Annotated in this window: 16 protein-coding genes; 8 read left to right on the top strand and 8 right to left on the bottom strand. The window is 71.2% G+C overall.

The features are described from left to right. Window positions 1-4 precede the first annotated feature (4 nt). Window positions 5-1243 carry a MurT ligase domain-containing protein gene (locus ABZT93_RS16380; RefSeq protein WP_356104640.1) on the bottom strand — a complete coding sequence of 413 codons (1239 nt, stop codon included), beginning with the start codon at window positions 1241-1243 and terminating at the stop codon, window positions 5-7. A gap of 112 nt (window positions 1244-1355) precedes the next feature. Between ABZT93_RS16380 and def the strand changes: the two genes are divergently transcribed. Further along, window positions 1356-1910, top strand: coding sequence for a peptide deformylase (gene def / locus ABZT93_RS16375; RefSeq protein WP_356104637.1), 555 nt, complete (start codon window positions 1356-1358; stop codon window positions 1908-1910). A 55-nt stretch (window positions 1911-1965) separates the two neighbouring features. On the opposite strand, the gene ABZT93_RS16370 is transcribed toward def, so the two are convergent. Further along, entirely contained in the window at window positions 1966-2610 is a 645-nt protein-coding gene (locus ABZT93_RS16370; RefSeq protein ID WP_356104635.1) for a TetR family transcriptional regulator, read from the bottom strand. Window positions 2611-2782: 172 nt separating this feature from the next. On the opposite strand from ABZT93_RS16370, the gene ABZT93_RS16365 reads away from it, so the two are divergent. Further along, window positions 2783-4009, top strand: coding sequence for an acyl-CoA dehydrogenase family protein (locus tag ABZT93_RS16365; protein ID WP_356104633.1), 1227 nt, complete (start codon window positions 2783-2785; stop codon window positions 4007-4009). Between the two features lie 76 nt (window positions 4010-4085). Here the strand turns inward: ABZT93_RS16365 and ABZT93_RS16360 are convergent, their stop codons facing one another. The 5 genes from ABZT93_RS16360 to ABZT93_RS16340 form a co-directional block, all read right to left on the bottom strand. After that, window positions 4086-4322, bottom strand: a complete 237-nt coding sequence (locus ABZT93_RS16360) for a DUF6213 family protein (RefSeq protein ID WP_356104631.1) — start codon at window positions 4320-4322, stop codon at window positions 4086-4088. A gap of 25 nt (window positions 4323-4347) precedes the next feature. Then, on the bottom strand, window positions 4348-5733 hold the full coding sequence (locus ABZT93_RS16355; protein ID WP_356104628.1) for an NADP-dependent succinic semialdehyde dehydrogenase: 1386 nt from the start codon (window positions 5731-5733) through the stop codon (window positions 4348-4350). A 71-nt stretch (window positions 5734-5804) separates the two neighbouring features. Next, on the bottom strand, window positions 5805-6263 hold the full coding sequence (locus ABZT93_RS16350; RefSeq protein ID WP_356104626.1) for an NUDIX domain-containing protein: 459 nt from the start codon (window positions 6261-6263) through the stop codon (window positions 5805-5807). Further along, entirely contained in the window at window positions 6260-7798 is a 1539-nt protein-coding gene (locus ABZT93_RS16345) for an ATP-dependent DNA ligase (RefSeq protein WP_356104624.1), read from the bottom strand. The genes ABZT93_RS16350 and ABZT93_RS16345 overlap by 4 nt, the downstream gene beginning before the upstream one ends. A 29-nt stretch (window positions 7799-7827) precedes the next feature. Continuing rightward, window positions 7828-8775 (bottom strand): NAD(P)/FAD-dependent oxidoreductase, encoded by a 948-nt coding sequence (locus tag ABZT93_RS16340; protein ID WP_356104621.1) that lies wholly within the window; start codon window positions 8773-8775, stop codon window positions 7828-7830. Between the two features lie 64 nt (window positions 8776-8839). On the opposite strand from ABZT93_RS16340, the gene ABZT93_RS16335 reads away from it, so the two are divergent. The 3 genes from ABZT93_RS16335 to ABZT93_RS16325 all read left to right on the top strand — a co-directional run bounded on the left by ABZT93_RS16335 (window position 8840) and on the right by ABZT93_RS16325 (window position 12067). Further along, entirely contained in the window at window positions 8840-9412 is a 573-nt protein-coding gene (locus tag ABZT93_RS16335) for an XRE family transcriptional regulator (protein WP_356104619.1), read from the top strand. 107 nt (window positions 9413-9519) lie between these two features. Continuing rightward, window positions 9520-11169 carry a phospholipid carrier-dependent glycosyltransferase gene (locus tag ABZT93_RS16330; RefSeq protein ID WP_356104617.1) on the top strand — a complete coding sequence of 550 codons (1650 nt, stop codon included), beginning with the start codon at window positions 9520-9522 and terminating at the stop codon, window positions 11167-11169. 61 nt (window positions 11170-11230) lie between these two features. Beyond that, window positions 11231-12067 (top strand): prephenate dehydratase, encoded by an 837-nt coding sequence (locus tag ABZT93_RS16325; protein WP_356104614.1) that lies wholly within the window; start codon window positions 11231-11233, stop codon window positions 12065-12067. A gap of 33 nt (window positions 12068-12100) precedes the next feature. Here the strand turns inward: ABZT93_RS16325 and ABZT93_RS16320 are convergent, their stop codons facing one another. Then, entirely contained in the window at window positions 12101-12574 is a 474-nt protein-coding gene (locus ABZT93_RS16320; RefSeq protein WP_356104612.1) for a DNA starvation/stationary phase protection protein, read from the bottom strand. Window positions 12575-12808: 234 nt separating this feature from the next. On the opposite strand from ABZT93_RS16320, the gene ABZT93_RS16315 reads away from it, so the two are divergent. The 3 genes from ABZT93_RS16315 to ABZT93_RS16305 are packed head-to-tail and all read left to right on the top strand — an operon-like array spanning window position 12809 to window position 16025. Beyond that, window positions 12809-13777 carry an NADPH:quinone oxidoreductase family protein gene (locus ABZT93_RS16315; RefSeq protein WP_356104610.1) on the top strand — a complete coding sequence of 323 codons (969 nt, stop codon included), beginning with the start codon at window positions 12809-12811 and terminating at the stop codon, window positions 13775-13777. Then, the gene (locus ABZT93_RS16310; protein WP_356104608.1) at window positions 13774-14955 is read left to right on the top strand and encodes an acyl-CoA dehydrogenase family protein; all 1182 of its coding nucleotides are present in this window, start codon (window positions 13774-13776) and stop codon (window positions 14953-14955) included. Before ABZT93_RS16315 ends, ABZT93_RS16310 begins: the two co-directional genes overlap by 4 nt. Further along, window positions 14952-16025 carry an acyl-CoA dehydrogenase family protein gene (locus ABZT93_RS16305; RefSeq protein ID WP_356104605.1) on the top strand — a complete coding sequence of 358 codons (1074 nt, stop codon included), beginning with the start codon at window positions 14952-14954 and terminating at the stop codon, window positions 16023-16025. Before ABZT93_RS16310 ends, ABZT93_RS16305 begins: the two co-directional genes overlap by 4 nt. Window positions 16026-16185: the final 160 nt, after the last annotated feature.

Here is a 16185-nt window from a genome sequence, read left to right as displayed (position 1 = left end):
TGAGTCAGTTGCCGACGCGGCGGCGCAGGTCCTGGAAGGCGGTGTAGTTCGCGATGACCTCGATGCGGCCCGGAGGGCTCATCGACACGGCCTGGTCGAGGTTGTCGCAGACCTGGAAGTTCTGGTTCGCGACCTCCAGGCGCACCGCGAGGTCGAGCTTGCGGTCGCCGATCACGCAGATCGGGTGGCCGGTGAGCCGGGTGTAGTCGACGTCCCACAGCCAGGAGGTGTCGGTGCCGTCGGCGCCGCGGGCGTTGACGGAGAGGATCACCGGGGTCGGCGGCGGGTCGATCAGGCTGAACGTCTCGAGCCAGCCCGCCGGGTTCTTCGCGAGCAGCAGGCGCAGGTCGCGCTGCTGGAACTGGACGACGTCGTAACGCCCCGCGACGGCCTGCACCTGGTACATGCGTTCCAGCGCGACCTGCGGCGGCACGCCGAAGACGGCGGCCACGGCGGCGGAGGAAGCCGCGTTGGCCTTGTTGGCGCGGCCGGGCAGCTGGAGGTGGATCGGCCAGGCGGACCCGTGCGGGTCGAGGACGTGGTCACCGGAGAGCGCCCAGCTGGGCGTGGGCCGGCGGAACCCGCACTCGCCGCAGAACCAGTCGTCGCCCGGCCGCTGCATCACCCCACCGCAGGACGGGCACGACCAGGCGTCGTCCTTCCACATCTGTCCGGCGGCGACCCAGATGACGTTGGGGGAGGACGAGGCGGCCCACACGACGAGCGGGTCGTCGGCGTTGGCGACGACGACGGCCTTCGAACCCGCCAGCCCCTCGCGCCAGTTCTCGGCGAGCATGCGGGTCTCGGCGGCGCGGTCGAGCTGGTCGCGGGAGAGGTTCAGCAGGGCGATGCACTTGGGGTCGGTGTCCCGGGCCACGCCCGCGAGGTACTTCTCGTCGACCTCGATGACCCCGAACCGGGCGTCCGAACCACCGGCGAGCGCCGAGGTGATGCCGGCCGGCATGTTGGCGCCGAGGGCGTTGGAGACGACGGGCCCGGCGGCACCGAGCGCCTCCGCGATCAGACGGGTCGTGGTGGTCTTTCCGTTGGTCGCCGAGACGAGGACGACGTCCAGGTGCTGGGCGAGCCGGGCGAGGAGGTCGGGGTCGAGTTTGAGGGCCACCTTGCCGCCGATGACCGAACCACTGCCGCGGCCCGCGGCTCGGGATGCCGCCGCGACGGCCTTGCCCGCCGTCACGGCCAGCTTGGCCCGCGGCGAGAGCGGGTCCGAGTTGCCTGTCATCAGATCTCGATCCTCCTTGCGTACGCGCCGCGCCTCAGCCTCCGGCCACGTGGTGTGGACCTCAGCCTATCGAGATCCTTAGGCACTCCCGAATCGCCGTACCCTTGCGGCCATGCGAAACGGCTCCATTCCGGGCACCCGTGGCCGGGTCCGGCCCCTCACCCTCCTCGGCAGCCCCGTGCTGCACGAACCCTGCGAGGACGTATCGGACTTCGGCCCGGAACTGGCGACGCTCGTGGAGGACCTGTTCGCGACGATGTACGCGTACGAGGGAGTGGGCCTCGCGGCGAACCAAGTGGGCGTCCCCCTGAGCGTGTTCGTGTACGACTGCCCGGACGACGAGGAGGTCCGCCACCTGGGGCATGTGGTCAACCCACGCCTGGTGGAGGCGGACGGTGTGGTGCTCAGGGGCCCCGAAGGCTGCCTGTCCCTGCCGGGCCTGGAGGCGGGGACGGAGCGCCACGACCACGCGGTGGTGGAGGGGTTCACGATGACGGGTGAGCCGATCACGGTCCATGGGACAGGGTTTTTCGCCCGCTGCCTTCAGCACGAGTGCGACCACTTGGCAGGCAAGGTCTACGCGGACCACGTGAAGGGATGGCGTCACCGCAAGTTGATGCGAGAGGTGCGGCGGGCCCCTTGGCGCCGGGCGGGTGAACCCACGTAGGGGCGCGGGGAACTGCGCGACCAGCCCCCACGGCCCCGCACCCGGGATTCAACGATCAGAACCCCGGACCTCCCACCTTGTCCCCCGCGGCAGCGAGCCGCCCCCACAACAGGTCCGCCATGCTCCGCACCAACTCGGCCCGAGAACAAGGCCGCTCCCCGAGCCACCAGTCACCCGCCGCGTACATCATCCCGACCACCCCGTGCCCCCACACCCGGGCAAGCAGCTGACTGCCGGGCCCCAGATCCAGCCGTTCCTCGATGACCTGCCCCAACTCTTCACCCATCCTGCGCAACAAGGGCGCGGAATGCTTACCGACATCGAACCCCTGATCCCCGACCTGGCCCCCCTCGGAGGGGTGCATCAGGAATCGGTACACCTGAGGCCGGGCCTCGATCGCCGCCAGGTAGGTGTCCAACGTGGCCTCGACCCGCTCACGCCGGTCCGCGGGAGCGTCCAGCGCCGCCCGCAGCGAGTCCAGCAGCGCGTCGGTGTGCCGCTTGGCGAGCGCGGCGTAGAGTCCTCCCTTGTCACCGAAGTGCCGATACAGGATCGGCTTGGTGATGCCGGCCTCCGCGGCGATGGCGTTCATAGAGGCCTGCGGCCCGTCGCGCAGCACCACTCTGTCCGCGGCCTCCAGCAGCTCGCGCCGACGGCGGTCGGCGGACCGCTGCTGATCGGTCCGCTGTGTGGTGTCCATGAGCTCTCCCCACCCGTGCTGAATCGGTAACGCCTGCGCAAACTAACACCCGACAGGCGATTGACATCGAACAGGCTGCTGACTGGTCATCGGGAGTTGACTTTTCCTACCCGTGGGTAACAGACTCGGGTTACCGCAAGTAACATGCACGTGCGTCGCCGCTGGAGGGGACATGGCCGAGTTCACCATGGAGCTCAACGACGAACAGAAGGAGGTCCGGGACTGGCTGCACGGCTTCGCCGCCGACGTCATCCGCCCCGCGGCCGCCGAATGGGACGAGCGTGAGGAGACTCCCTGGCCGGTCATCCAGGAGGCCGCGAAGGTAGGCATCTACTCCCTCGACTTCTACGCCCAGCAGTACTTCGACCCCACCGGGCTCGGTATCCCGATGGCGATGGAGGAGCTGTTCTGGGGCGACGCGGGCATCGCCCTGTCGATCGTAGGCACCGGACTGGCCGCCGTGGGCGTTCTCGCCAACGGAACCGAGGAACAGATCGGCACCTGGATTCCCCAGATGTACGGCGACGCGAACGACGTCAAGGTCGCCGCGTTCTGCTCCTCCGAGCCGGACGCCGGCTCCGACGTGGCCTCCATGCGCACCCGTGCCGTGTACGACGAAGCCAAGGACGAGTGGGTGCTCAACGGCACCAAGACCTGGGCGACCAACGGCGGCATCGCCAACGTCCACGTCGTCGTCGCGGTCGTCGACCCGGAGCTCGGCTCCAAGGGCCACGCGTCCTTCATCGTGCCGCCGAACACGCAGGGGCTGTCCCAGGGCCAGAAGTTCAAGAAGCACGGCATCCGCGCCTCGCACACCGCCGAGGTCGTGCTGGAGAACGTGCGGGTGCCCGGTTCCTGCCTCCTCGGCGGCAAGGAGAAGCTCGACCAGCGCCTCGCCCGGGCCCGGGAGCGGGCGAAGAGCGGCGGCGAGAGGGTGAAGAACGCGGCGATGGCCACGTTCGAGGCCTCGCGGCCCGCCGTGGGCGCGATGGCCGTGGGCACCGCCCGGGCCGCGTACGAGGTCGCCCTCGACTACGCCAAGACGCGCGAGCAGTTCGGGCGGCCGATCATCGACAACCAGGGCGTGGCCTTCCAGCTCGCGGACATGCGGACCTCCATCGACGCGGCCCGTCTCCTGGTCTGGCGTGCCTCCTGGATGGCGATCAACGGGAAGCAGTTCACGGCGGCCGAGGGCTCGATGTCCAAGCTGTTCGCGAGTGAGACGGCGAAGAAGGTCACCGCGCAGGCGGTCCAGATCCTGGGCGGCAACGGCTACACCCGGGAGTACCCGGTGGAGCGCATGCACCGTGACGCGGCGATCTACACGATCTTCGAGGGCACCAGCGAGATCCAGCGACTGGTCATCGCCCGGACCCTGTCCGGCATGTCCATCCGCTGACGACGTCGGAAAACATGTCTTCGCCGACCCGTCCGCCGGGTCGGCGAAGCCGCACACGGCAGTGAACGAGCAGTCCTTACGGCGCCCCACCGCTACTGTGCGCGATGCACGCCACATCGATCCGGTCGGCCAGCTTCGCCAGCTCGATCGTCAGCGCGGCGACCGTATCCTCGTCCAGCCCCTCCGCCCCGGCCTCGACCAGGTGCAGCCACCGCCCGCCGAGACTGCGGAGCAGCTTGCTCACGTCGGCGGCGGCGACTTGCAGGGTCCCGCGGTCATCGACGATCAGAGGCAGAGTCACTTCGCGGTTCACACCCGGGATGTTAGCCGCGCAAGTGTCACGCTCCGTGCCAAACCGTCGTGATGTTGCAGAACTCCCTGATTCCGTGCCCGGACAGCTCACGCCCGTACCCGGATCGCTTCACTCCGCCGAACGGGAACGCGGGATGCGAGGCGGTCATCCCGTTGACGTACACCCCGCCGGCCTCCAGGTCCCGTACGAACCGGTCGACGTCGGCGTCGTCCCGGGTCCAGACGTTGGAACTCAGCCCGAACGACGAGTCGTTGGCGATCAGCACCGCCTCGTCGAGGTCGGCGGCCCGGTACAGCGTGGCCACCGGACCGAAGGTCTCCTCGCGGTGGATGCGCATCTCGCGGGTGACGTCCGCGACGACGGTCGGCGGGTAGTACCAGCCGGGACCCTCGGGCCGCTGTCCGCCGCACAGCACACTCGCCCCGCCGCGCCTGGCGTCGTCGACCAGTTCCTCCAGGTCGGCCCGCCCCTGCTCGCTCGACAGCGGCCCGACCTCGGTGTCCTCCTCCAGCGGATCGCCGACCTTGAGGGCCTTCATGCCCTCGGCGAACCGCTCGGCGAAACGGTCGTAGACGTCCGTGTGCACGATGAACCGCTTGGCGGCGATGCAGGACTGTCCGTTGTTCTGCACACGTGCGGTCACCGCGATCTCGGCGGCCCGGTCGACGTCCGCGGACGGCATGACGATGTACGGGTCGCTGCCGCCGAGCTCCAGCACGGTCTTCTTCACCATGTCGCCGGCGGTCGAGGCGACCGCCCGCCCCGCGGGCTCGCTCCCCGTGAGCGTGGCCGCCTTGACGCGCTCGTCGCGCAGGATCTCGTCGATCGCGCCGGACCCGACGAGCAGGGTCTGGAAGCAGCCCTCCGGGAACCCCGCCTGGTGGAAGAGGTCCTCCAGGAACAGGGCGGTCTGCGGCACGTTCGAGGCGTGCTTGAGCAGGCCGACGTTGCCCGCCATCAACGCGGGCGCGGCGAAGCGGATCACCTGCCACAGCGGGAAGTTCCACGGCATCACCGCGAGCACGGGCCCGAGCGGCCGGTAGCGGACCAGGGCGCGGGAGGCGCCCGAGTCCTTGACGTCGTATTCCGCGGGCTCCTCGTCGGCCAGCAGCGACTCGGCGCGCTCGGCGTACCAGCGCATCGCCTTGGCGCACTTGGCGGCCTCCGCGCGGGCCTGCTTGACCGGCTTGCCCATCTCGGTGGTCATGACCCGGGCGATGTCCTGCTGGGCGTCGTCGAGGAGCTCGGCGGCCCGGTTCAGAAGACGGGCGCGGTCCGCGAAGGACGTCGTGCGGTAGGTGCGGAACGTCGCCTCGGCGAGCTGGAGCCTGCGTTCGATCTCCTCCTCGCCCATGGCCTCGTACGTCTTGAGCGTCTCGCCGTTCGCCGGGTTCACCGTCGCGATGGGCATGACCGACCTCCTGAAGAGCTGACTGTGCTTCGACCTTCCCGCGCCGCGGGGGCGACCGCAACGCGTGGACGTCAGGCCGAGTGCTCAGCCAGCCGGTCGAGAAACGCGGCCTGCGCCTTGACGATCACGGCCCGGGCCCGGTCCAGGCCGAACCACTCGACGCGGTCCAGCTCGGGGAATTCCTGTGTCCGACCCGACTTCGGCGGCCACTCCATGCTGAACGTCCCCGGCACCACGGCCGCCGGATCGAGGTCGGCCGCGATCGCCCACGCCGTGACGACCTTGCCGTTCGTCTGCCGCACCTCGCCCAGAGGTACGGCCTCCCCGTCCGGCGGCGGCAGCCCGAGCTCCTCCTGGAACTCCCGGCGGGCCGCGTCCCAGGCGGGCTCCCCGGGCTCGTACTCACCCTTCGGAACCGTCCACGCCCCGGCGTCCCGCCGCGCGAAGAACGGACCGCCCATATGGCCCAGCAACACCTCCAGGCTGTCGCCGGTGTGCCGGTACAACAGCAGCCCCGCGCTCGTCCTCATGGCCTCACCTCGGGATGCGCGGCCAGGAGTGTCTCCACGGTGTCGGCCTCCTCGGGCCGCTTGTCCTCGCGGTAGCGGACCACGCGGGCGAAGCGGAGGGTGACACCGGCGGGATAGCGGGTCGACCGCTGGAGGCCGTCGTAGGCGATCTCGACGACGAGTTCGGGCCGTACGGTCACCACGTAACCGCTGCTGTCCACCGCCAGTTCCTGGAGCCGCTCGGTCTGCCAGGTGAGCATCGCGTCGGTCATGCCCTTGAAGGTCTTGCCGAGCATGGCGAAGCCGCCGTCGGCGGTACGGGCGCCGAGGTGCAGGTTGGAGAGCTTGCCGGTGCGGCGCCCATGGCCCCACTCGGCGGCCAGCACCACCAGGTCGAGGGTGTGCACGGGCTTGACCTTCAGCCAGGACGCACCGCGCCGGCCCGCGCTGTACGGGGCGTCGAGGGACTTCACGACAACGCCCTCGTGGCCGCGTTCCAGGGTCTCGGCGAGGAACTCCTCGGCCGCCCCCACGTCCTCGGGCCCGGACACCAGCGTGCGCCGGACCCGCATCGGCTCGGGCACCAACCGGGCCAGCTCCGCGTGCCGTTCGGCGAAGGGCAGGTCCAGCAGGTCGCGGTCGTCGACGGACAGGGCGTCGAAGAAGACGGGGGCGACGGGGACCGCCTCGGCGGCCGTCGTCACGTCCACGCGGGAGCCGACCCGGCCCGCGGTCTCCTGGAAGGAACGGGGGCGCCCGGCCTCGTCGAAGGCGATCACCTCGCCGTCCAGGATGAACCGCTCGCCCCTCAACTCCAGCGCGGCGGCCGTCAGTTCGGGCAGCCGGTCGGTGATGTCGTCGAGGGTGCGCGTGTACAGCCGTACGACATCGCCGTCCCGGTGGATCTGGACGCGGATACCGTCCAGCTTCTCCTCGACCGCACAGGTGCCCAGCTTCTCGACCGCCTCGGCCACCGAGGAGGCGCTGTGCGCCAGCATCGGCATCACCGGGCGGCCGACGGTGAGGCGGAAGCGGTCCAGGGCGGGCGCGCCGTCGGTGAGCAGGGCCTCGGCCACCGTCTGGAGGGAGCCCGCGAGCATCACGGCACGACGTACCTCGGCGGGAGGCGCCTGCGTCGCCTGGGCGAGCCCCTCCGTGGCGACCGCGTCCAGCGCGCCCTGCCGTACCTCCCCGCTGATCAGCCCGAACAGGAACCGCTGCTCGTCCTCTGTGGCCGCGCCCATCAACTCACCCACCAGTCGGGCGCGTTCGGTCTGCGACCCCGCGCCTGCCACCTTGCCCAGCTCGCTGAAGAGGGCGTCCACCGCGCGTACGGTCAGGGTCGGCTCCGCGGCCGGGGCGACCGGGCGGCTCAGCACCTTCCAGCCGACGCCGAGCCGGCCCTGCGGGAGCCGTCCCGCCAGATACGGGATGACGATCGGGACGTCGTCCGCCTCGGCGTCCCGGAAAAGCTCGGAGAGGAGCGCGATCTTCTTCGAGCGCGCCGAGGTCGCGGCGACGTCCTGGGACACCTGTGCAAGCCGGGCAAGCAACATGCCTCCAGGGTGTACCGGAGGCGGTCGGTCTACACCCCGGCAGCCGCGTCGAGGTCGCTCATCAGCAGCTCACCGTTGATCGTGGCGGCCGCCCGGTACCCGGCGCTCGCCGCGTTGATCACCTGCTCGCCGAAGCCGGCCGCGTTGCCCACGGCGTACACGCCGGGCACAGTGGTCTGCCAGTTCCCGTCCACCACGGGGTACCTGCCGAAAGGCGTCTCCTGGAACTCGGCTCCGAGCCGCTCCAGCAGGTCGTTCCGCGGGACGGCCCGGGGCGCGGTGAAGACGACCTCACGCGCGTGATCCGTGCCGTCGGCGAGGCGTACGGCGGTGATCCGGTCGTCCGTCACGACCAGCCCGGCGACCTCGCCCGGCACCACCCGGACACCGGCCGCGGCCAGCCTGCGCAGGTCGTCGTCCGGGAGCTCGGACTCGGTGACCCTGTGCAGGAACAAGGTCACGTCCTTCGACCACTGGGAGACCATCAGCGCCTGGTGCACGCTGAGCGGGCTCGTGGCGAGCACACCGAAGGCCTGGTCGCGGACCTCCCAGCCGTGGCAGTACGGGCAGTGCAGGACGTCCTTGCCGAAGCGCTCGGCGACGCCGGGCACGTCGGGGAGCTCGTCCTCGAGGCCGGTCGCGAGGACCAGGCGACGGGCCCGGACCACGCGTCCGCCCGCCAGGGTCACGGCGAAGCCCGGGGCGACCTCGACCACCCGGTCGCGGACCAGCTCGACGCCGTACCCCTTGATCTCCTCGCGGCCGACCGCCAGGAACTCGGCGGGTGGCATGCCGTCCCGGGTGAGGAAGCCGTGCATGTGGGCGGCGGGCGCGTTGCGCGGTTCGCCCGCGTCGACGAGCAGGGTGCGGCGCCGGGCCCGGCCGAGGACCAGGGCGGCGGACAGGCCTGCCGCGCCGCCACCGACAACGATCACTTCGTACGTCTCGCCGTATGTCTCGCCGTATGTCTCCGTCATGCCGACACGGTCGCTCCGCGGACGCGGGATTGACAAACGACTTTGCCGATTCTGCAATACGGGTATGAGTACCGACGACGTTCTCGCCGAAGTGGGACCCAGGCTCAGGCGGCTGCGCAAGGACCGGGAGGTGACCCTCGCGGCCCTCTCGGAGACCACCGGCATCTCCGTGAGCACGCTCTCCCGGCTGGAGTCCGGCCTGCGCAAGCCCAGCCTGGAACTGCTGCTGCCGATCGCCCAGGCCCACCAGGTGCCGCTGGACGAACTCGTCGGCGCCCCGCCGGTCGGCGATCCCCGGGTGCGCTCCGCGCCGCTCGAACGGCACGGGCGCACCTTCTGGCCGCTCACCCGGCAGCCCGGCGGACTCCAGGCCTTCAAGGTGCTGGTGCCGCGCCGCGAGGAGGAGCCGGAACCGCGCACCCACGAGGGCTACGAGTGGCTGTACGTACTGGCGGGGCGGCTGAGGGTGGTGCTGGGCGACCATGACGTGGTGATGACGGCGGGGGAGGCGGCGGAGTTCGACACCCGGGTGCCGCACTGGTTCGGGTCGACGGGGGAGGGGCCGGCGGAGTTCCTGAGTCTCTTCGGTCCGCAGGGCGAGCGGATGCACGTACGGGCGCGGCCCCGGAAGGCGTGAGGAACTGAGACAACTGGACGACGTCCCGGGTAAGTTCACCGGATGCACGAGATATTGCCTCCGGCACACCTCGCGGCACGGCAGGTCGCCCGGTGACGAGCAGTGACGTGACCTGTTCCCCTGTCGTCGACAGCAGTCCGACGACACAACCCCGGGACTGGCAGGAGCGCCTTCGCCGGTTCGGCTACACGGCCCGCCCGGTGACCGGCGTCCGTGAGCGTCTCGTTCCGCGGTTCCCGAAGGCGTCGGTGTGGGACTGGCTGGGGCCGGTGCTGGTCGCCGGCCTGGCCGGGGCGATCCGCTTCTGGCACCTCGGCCGGCCGCGGGCCGTGATCTTCGACGAGACCTACTACGCCAAGGACGCGTGGTCCCTGCTGCGGCTCGGCTACGAGGGCACCTGGCCGGACCGCAAGATCGCCGACCCGCAGATCCTCGCCCACCCCCAGATCGTCCCGCTCTCCGACACCGGGGCGTTCGTCGCCCACCCGCCCACGGGCAAGTGGGTGATCGCCCTCGGCGAGTGGATGTTCGGCCTCACCCCGTTCGGCTGGCGCTTCATGACGGCGGCCCTGGGCACCCTGTCGGTGCTCATGCTGTGCCGCGTCGGACGTCGGCTGTTCCGCTCGACCCCGCTGGGCTGCCTGGCCGGCGCGCTGCTCGCGGTGGACGGTCTGCATGTGGTGATGAGCCGCACCGCCCTGCTGGACCTCGTGGTGATGTTCTTCGTCCTGGCGGCGTTCGGCTGCCTGCTGGTCGACCGGGACCACGCCCGGGCCCGGCTGGCGGCCGCCCTGCCGGTCGGCGAGGACGGCCGCGCGCGCCCGGACGAACACACCGCTGACCACGCCGGAACCGGACCGCGTCCCTGGCGGCTCGCGGCGGGCGTCTTCCTCGGGCTGGCGGCCTCCACCAAGTGGAACGGCCTGTACGTCCTGGTCTTCTTCGTCGTCCTGACCGTGCTGTGGGACGTCGGCTCCCGCCGCGTGGCCGGTTCCTCCCGCCCCTACCTGGCGGTGCTGAACAAGGATCTCGGCGGGTCCCTGCTGTCCCTGGTGCCGGTCGCCGTGCTGACCTATCTGGCGACCTGGACCGGCTGGTTCCTGTCCGACGACGGCTACGACCGCCACTGGGCCGACGGCCGCGGCGGCACCTGGTCATGGATCCCCGCCCCGCTGCGCAGCCTGTGGCACTACGAGCAAGGGGTGTACCGCTTCAACGTGGGGCTGCACACCCCGCACAAGTACGAGTCCAACCCCTGGAGTTGGCTGGTTCAGGGCCGCCCCGTGCTGTTCGACTACCAGTCGCCGGAACCTGGCCGGGACGGCTGCAGCACGGCGGTCGACTGCTCCCGGACGGTCCTCGCCCTCGGCACCCCGCTCCTGTGGTGGTCGGCCTGCGCCGCCCTGCTCTACCTGATCTTCCGCTGGGCCCTGCGCCGCGACTGGCGGGCCGGGGCCGTCCTGTGCGCGGTGGGCGCCGGGTACCTGCCCTGGTTCCTGTACCAGGACCGTACGGTCTTCTCCTTCTACGCGGTGGTCTTCGTGCCGTACCTGTGCCTGGCCGTGGCGATGACGGTGGGCGCGATCCTGGGGCCACCGGGGTCCGGCCGCAGACGGCGCACCCAGGGCGCGGTGGCCGCGGGCACCCTCGTCCTGCTCATCGTCTGGAACTTCGTCTACTTCTTCCCGCTCTACACCGGGGAGACCATCCCGTACGCCGACTGGTACTCCAGGATGTGGCTGGACACCTGGATCTGAGGGCGGCGGTTCCTGATACGTTACGGAGCTTCCGCCGCCCGACGACAAGAGACCGAGCCCAGTGACGACCGTCGCTTACCAAGGTGAACCCGGATCCAACTCGGCGACCGCCGCGCACACCCTGTACCCCGGCTGCGCCGAGCAGCCCTGCACGGGTTTCGAGCAGGCGCTGGAAGCGGTGACGCTCGGCACCGCCGACGTCGCGGTGATCCCGGTGGACAACTCCGCGGCCGGCCGGGTGGCGGACGTGCACCATCTGCTGCCCGAGTCGGGGCTGTTCATCATCGCCGAGCACTTCCTGGCCATCCGCTTCGACCTGATGGGCGTGCCCGGGGCGACACCGGACCAGGTGGAGTGCGTACGCAGTCATGTGCACGCGCTCGGGCAGTGCCGCAAGGTGCTGCGGGAGGGCGGCTGGCGCACCCTCGTCACCGACGACACGGCCGGAGCGGCCCGCGAGGTGGCCGAACTGGCGGACCCCCGGCACGCGGCGCTCGCCCCACCTGCCGCGGCCGGACTGTACGGCCTCGACGTGCTGCGCTCCGGGGTCGAGGACGACCCCGACAACACCACCCGGTTCGTCGTCCTGTCCCGGGAGGCCGTGTCGGCCCCGGACACCGGGGCGCCGACGATGACGAGCCTGTTCTTCTCCGTGCGCAACATCCCCAGCGCCCTGTTTAAGGCGCTCGGCGGGTTCGCCACCAGCGGGGTGAACCTCACGAAGATCGAGAGCTATCAGATCGGCGCGGGCCTGAACGCCAGCCGCTTCTACGTCGAGGTCGAGGGCCACCCCGACGAGCCGCATGTCGCCCTCGCCCTGCACGAACTGCGGTTCTTCTCCACCGAGGTACGCATCCTCGGTGTGTACCCGGCCCACCCGCACCGGCTGGAGCACTGACACCGTCGCGGCGTCAGGACGCGCCGGGGCCGTTCAGCCCTGGTGCTCGGCCTGGAACATCCAGCTCTGCTTCTCCAGGTCGGCGGTGAGGCCGATCAGCAGGTCCTGGGTCACGGCGTCCGCCGCACCGGTCCGCTCGATGCGCTCCCGCACCCGCTCGACCACCGCGGCGAAGGCCCGCACCAGCGCGCCGACGGCGTCCACGTCCTTCGTCCAACCGGGTGAGAACTCCGGTACTCCGCTGGTGGCCGCGACCGTCGCGGCCCGTCCGTCCGGGCTCACTCCCAGCGCCGCGGCCCGCTCGGCCACCGTGTCGGCGTACTCGCGTGCCGTGGTGACGACCTCGTCGAGCTGGAGGTGGATGGACCGGAAGCGCGGCCCGTACAGGTTCCAGTGCGCCTGCTTCGCGACCAGGGAGAGGTCGAGCAGATCGACCAGGGTCGCCTGGAGGGCGCCGCCCGCGATCTTGCGTTCCTTCTCCGGCAGCGGGCTGTTGATGACCGTCATGGGTGCGGGTCCTTTCCGGTGATCGTCGGGGGCCGTCCTGGGGCACGGGTGCCCGACTCGTCCCTGTCACCCTGTTCAGGCCTCACCGGGTCGTGCAACCGCTGCGCGGTCCCTTCGGTGTGCGTGCCGACACTTTCCCCCGCGGACTGTTCCCTGATCGGCAAGCGACCGCTTAGTATGCGGAGGACCCCGGTCAGACCCCGGCATGACGACGCAGTCCCGTGGAGGCCCCCCATGCAGGCTTGGCAAGTGCACGAGAACGGCGAGCCGAGCGAGGTGATGCGCCTCGCGGAGGTGGCGCGGCCCGTGCCCGGCGACGGCCAGGTCCTGCTGAAGGTGCGCGCCGCGAACATCAACTTCCCCGACGTGCTGATGTGCCGCGGCCACTACCAGGTCCGCCCGCCGCTGCCCTTCACACCCGGCGTGGAGATCTGCGGCGAGACCGAGGACGGCCGGCGCGTGATCGCCAACCCCGCGCTGCCGCACGGCGGTTTCGCCGAGTACGCCGTCGCCGACGCCGCCGCGCTGCTGTCCGCCCCGGACTCGCTGGACGACGCAGAGGCCGCCGCGCTGCACATCGGCTACCAGACGGGCTGGTTCGGTCTGCACCGGCGGGCCCGCCTGGAAGCCGGGGAGACGCTGCTCGTCCACGCTGCCGCCGGAGGGGTCGGCAGCGCGGCCGTGCAGCTCGGCAAGGCGGCCGGGGCCACCGTCATCGGGGTCGTCGGCGGTGCCGACAAGGCCGCCGTGGCCCGGGAGCTCGGGTGTGACGTGGTCGTGGACCGGCGGAGCGAGGACGTCGTCGCCGCCGTGAAGGAGGCCACCGGGGGCCGGGGCGCGGACGTGATCTACGACCCCGTGGGCGGTGAGGCCTACACGCAGTCGACCAAGGTCGTCGCCTTCGAGGGGCGGATCGTGGTCGTCGGCTTCGCCAGCGGGAGCATCCCGAGCCCCGGCCTCAACCACGCCCTGGTGAAGAACTACGCGATCCTCGGCCTGCACTGGGGTCTGTACAACACCAAGAACCCGAAGCTGGTCCAGCACTGCCACGAGCAGCTCACCGAACTGGCCGCCCGGGGCGCGATCAAGCCGCTGATCAGCGAGCGGGTGCCGCTCGCCGGGGCCGCGGACGCCGTGCAGCGCCTCGGCGACGGGGTGACCACGGGCCGGATCGCCGTCGTACCCACGGGAGCACAGGCATGACCGACGCAGCCGAACTCAAGCGCCGCACCGCCGAGTTGCTGGCCGCACATCCGCCCGCGAGCACGGACCGGCTCGACTTCCTCAAGGCCCGCTTCGACGCGGGGCTCGCCTGGGTGCACTACCCGGAGGGCCTCGGCGGACTGAACGCGCCCCGCTCCCTCCAGGTCGTCGTGGACGCCGAGCTGGAGGCCGCGGGCGCCCCTGACAACGACCCGCGGCGCAACGGCATCGGCCTCGGCATGGCCGCCCCGACCATCCTCAGGTACGGCACCGAGGAGCAGAAGCAGCGCTATCTGCGGCCTCTTTGGGTGGGGGAGGAGGTCTGGTGCCAGCTGTTCAGCGAGCCCGGCGCCGGGTCCGACCTCGCCGCCCTCGGGACCCGGGCCGTGCGGGAGGGCGACGTCTGGGTGGTCAACGGGCAGAAGGTGTGGACGTCAGGCGCCCACAACTCCCGCTGGGCCATCCTCATCGCCCGCACCGACCCGGACGTGCCCAAGCACGCGGGCATCACGTACTTCCTCTGCGACATGACCGACCCGGGTGTCGATGTCCGCCCGCTGCGGCAGATCACCGGCGAGGCCGAGTTCAACGAGGTCTTCCTCACCGACGTCCGCATCCCCGACTCCCGCCGCCTCGGCGAGATCGGCGACGGCTGGCGGGTCGCGCAGACCACGCTGAACAACGAGCGCGTCGCCATCGGAGGCATGCGACTGCCCCGCGAGGGCGGCATGATCGGCCCGGTCTCGAAGACCTGGCGCGAGCGCCCCGAACTGCGCACCCAGGACCTGCACCAGCGCCTGCTGAAGCTCTGGGTCGACTCCGAGGTCGCCCGCCTCACCGCGGAGCGCCTGCGCCAGCAGCTCGTCGCCGGACAGCCAGGGCCCGAGGGCGCCGGCATGAAGCTCGCCTTCGCCCGCCTCAACCAGGAGATCAGCGGCCTGGAGGTCGAACTGCGCGGCGAGGAGGGCCTGTTGTACGACGACTGGACCATGCGCCGGCCCGAGCTGGTGGACTTCACCGGCCGGGACGCCGGTTACCGCTATCTGCGCTCCAAGGGCAACAGCATCGAGGGCGGGACCAGCGAGGTCCTGCTGAACATCGTCGCCGAGCGCGTCCTGGGCCTCCCGGCCGAGCCGCGCACCGACAAGGACGTCGCCTGGAAGGACCTGGCCCGATGAGCGACCTGCTGTACTCGGAGGAGGAAGAGGCGCTGCGGGCCGCCGTACGGGACCTGCTCGCCGACCACTGCGACGCCCCTGGCGTGATCGCCCGCACCGAGTCCGACACCCCGCACGACCTCGCCGCCTGGAAGGCCCTCGCCGACGGCATGGGCCTCGCGGGACTCCTGGTCCCGGAGGACAAGGGCGGCCAGGGCGCCTCGCACCGCGAAGCCGCCGTCGTCCTGGAGGAGTTGGGCCGCGCGGTCGCTCCCGTTCCCTACCTCACCAGCGCGGTCGTCGCCACCGAGGCCCTGCTCGCCTGCGACGCCGGCGACCTGCTCACCGAGCTCGCGGAAGGGCGGAGGATCGGCGCGCTCGCCGTTGCGCTGAACGTCGCGCCGGGCGGCGCCTACAAGGTCGTACGCCACGAAGGCGGTGCCCTGCACGGGGAGTTGACGGCGATCGCGGACGCGCAGGCGGCCGACGTGCTGCTCGTGCCCGCGGACGACGGTGGGCTGTACGCGGTGGACGCCTCCGCCGCCACCGTCACCCCGCAGGTCTCCTTCGACCTGACCAGGCCGGTCGCGACCGTCACCCTCGACGGGGCGCGGGGGCGCCTGCTGGGTGACGCCGAACTCGCCGTGCACCGCGCCCTGCGGGCCGGGGCCGGACTGCTCGCCTCCGAGCAACTCGGGCTCGCCGAATGGACATTGACCGAGACCGTGCGCTACCTCAAGGAGCGCAAGCAGTTCAACCGGCCCGTCGGCGGCTTCCAGGCGCTCAAGCACCGGCTCGCCCAGCTGTGGCTGGAGGTCGTCAACCTCCGTGCCGCCGCCCGCAACGCCGCCGACGCGCTCGCGACGGGTGAGGACGCCGACGTGGCGGTCGCCGTCGCGCAGGCCTACTCGGCGTCCGTCGCCGTGCACGCCGCCGAGGAGGCGCTCCAGCTGCACGCCGGTATCGGCATGACGTGGGAGCACCCGATCCACCTGTATCTCAAGCGGGCCAAGGCCGACTCGATCGCCTACGGCTCGGCGGGCGCGCACCGTGCCCGGCTGGCCGAACTCGTCGACCTGCAGGCGCCCTGAGCGTCACCGGGTGAACGCCGGTGAAGCCCGCCCCACCTGGGGCGGGCTTTTCCGTGCGCCTGCGCGCAAGGAGTGAACGGGCGGCGGCAGTCCGGCCAACTCCTGGCACGTACAGGTCCATTGAGGGCCGAAGGGCCCCATACTCCCTGTGGTTCCGACC

It is taken from the genome of Streptomyces sp. NPDC005303 (assembly GCF_040607335.1).
Classification (GTDB): Bacteria; Actinomycetota; Actinomycetes; order Streptomycetales; family Streptomycetaceae; genus Streptomyces.
Note: the sequence above shows the minus strand (reverse complement) of the source record. Positions and strands in the feature narration are given on the sequence as shown.

What these genes read in the sequence shown, in the direction of transcription:
- ABZT93_RS16320 (WP_356104612.1), bottom strand. Translation starts at nt 12,574, where the DNA reads ATGACGGTCATCAACAGCCCGCTGCCGGAGAAGGAACGCAAGATCGCG.
- def (WP_356104637.1), top strand. Translation starts at nt 1,356, where the DNA reads ATGCGAAACGGCTCCATTCCGGGCACCCGTGGCCGGGTCCGGCCCCTC.
- ABZT93_RS16350 (WP_356104626.1), bottom strand. Translation starts at nt 6,263, where the DNA reads ATGAGGACGAGCGCGGGGCTGCTGTTGTACCGGCACACCGGCGACAGC.
- ABZT93_RS16380 (WP_356104640.1), bottom strand. Translation starts at nt 1,243, where the DNA reads ATGACAGGCAACTCGGACCCGCTCTCGCCGCGGGCCAAGCTGGCCGTG.
- ABZT93_RS16315 (WP_356104610.1), top strand. Translation starts at nt 12,809, where the DNA reads ATGCAGGCTTGGCAAGTGCACGAGAACGGCGAGCCGAGCGAGGTGATG.
- ABZT93_RS16365 (WP_356104633.1), top strand. Translation starts at nt 2,783, where the DNA reads ATGGCCGAGTTCACCATGGAGCTCAACGACGAACAGAAGGAGGTCCGG.
- ABZT93_RS16310 (WP_356104608.1), top strand. Translation starts at nt 13,774, where the DNA reads ATGACCGACGCAGCCGAACTCAAGCGCCGCACCGCCGAGTTGCTGGCC.
- ABZT93_RS16355 (WP_356104628.1), bottom strand. Translation starts at nt 5,733, where the DNA reads ATGCCCATCGCGACGGTGAACCCGGCGAACGGCGAGACGCTCAAGACG.
- ABZT93_RS16335 (WP_356104619.1), top strand. Translation starts at nt 8,840, where the DNA reads ATGAGTACCGACGACGTTCTCGCCGAAGTGGGACCCAGGCTCAGGCGG.
- ABZT93_RS16340 (WP_356104621.1), bottom strand. Translation starts at nt 8,775, where the DNA reads ATGACGGAGACATACGGCGAGACATACGGCGAGACGTACGAAGTGATC.
- ABZT93_RS16345 (WP_356104624.1), bottom strand. Translation starts at nt 7,798, where the DNA reads ATGTTGCTTGCCCGGCTTGCACAGGTGTCCCAGGACGTCGCCGCGACC.
- ABZT93_RS16305 (WP_356104605.1), top strand. Translation starts at nt 14,952, where the DNA reads ATGAGCGACCTGCTGTACTCGGAGGAGGAAGAGGCGCTGCGGGCCGCC.
- ABZT93_RS16370 (WP_356104635.1), bottom strand. Translation starts at nt 2,610, where the DNA reads ATGGACACCACACAGCGGACCGATCAGCAGCGGTCCGCCGACCGCCGT.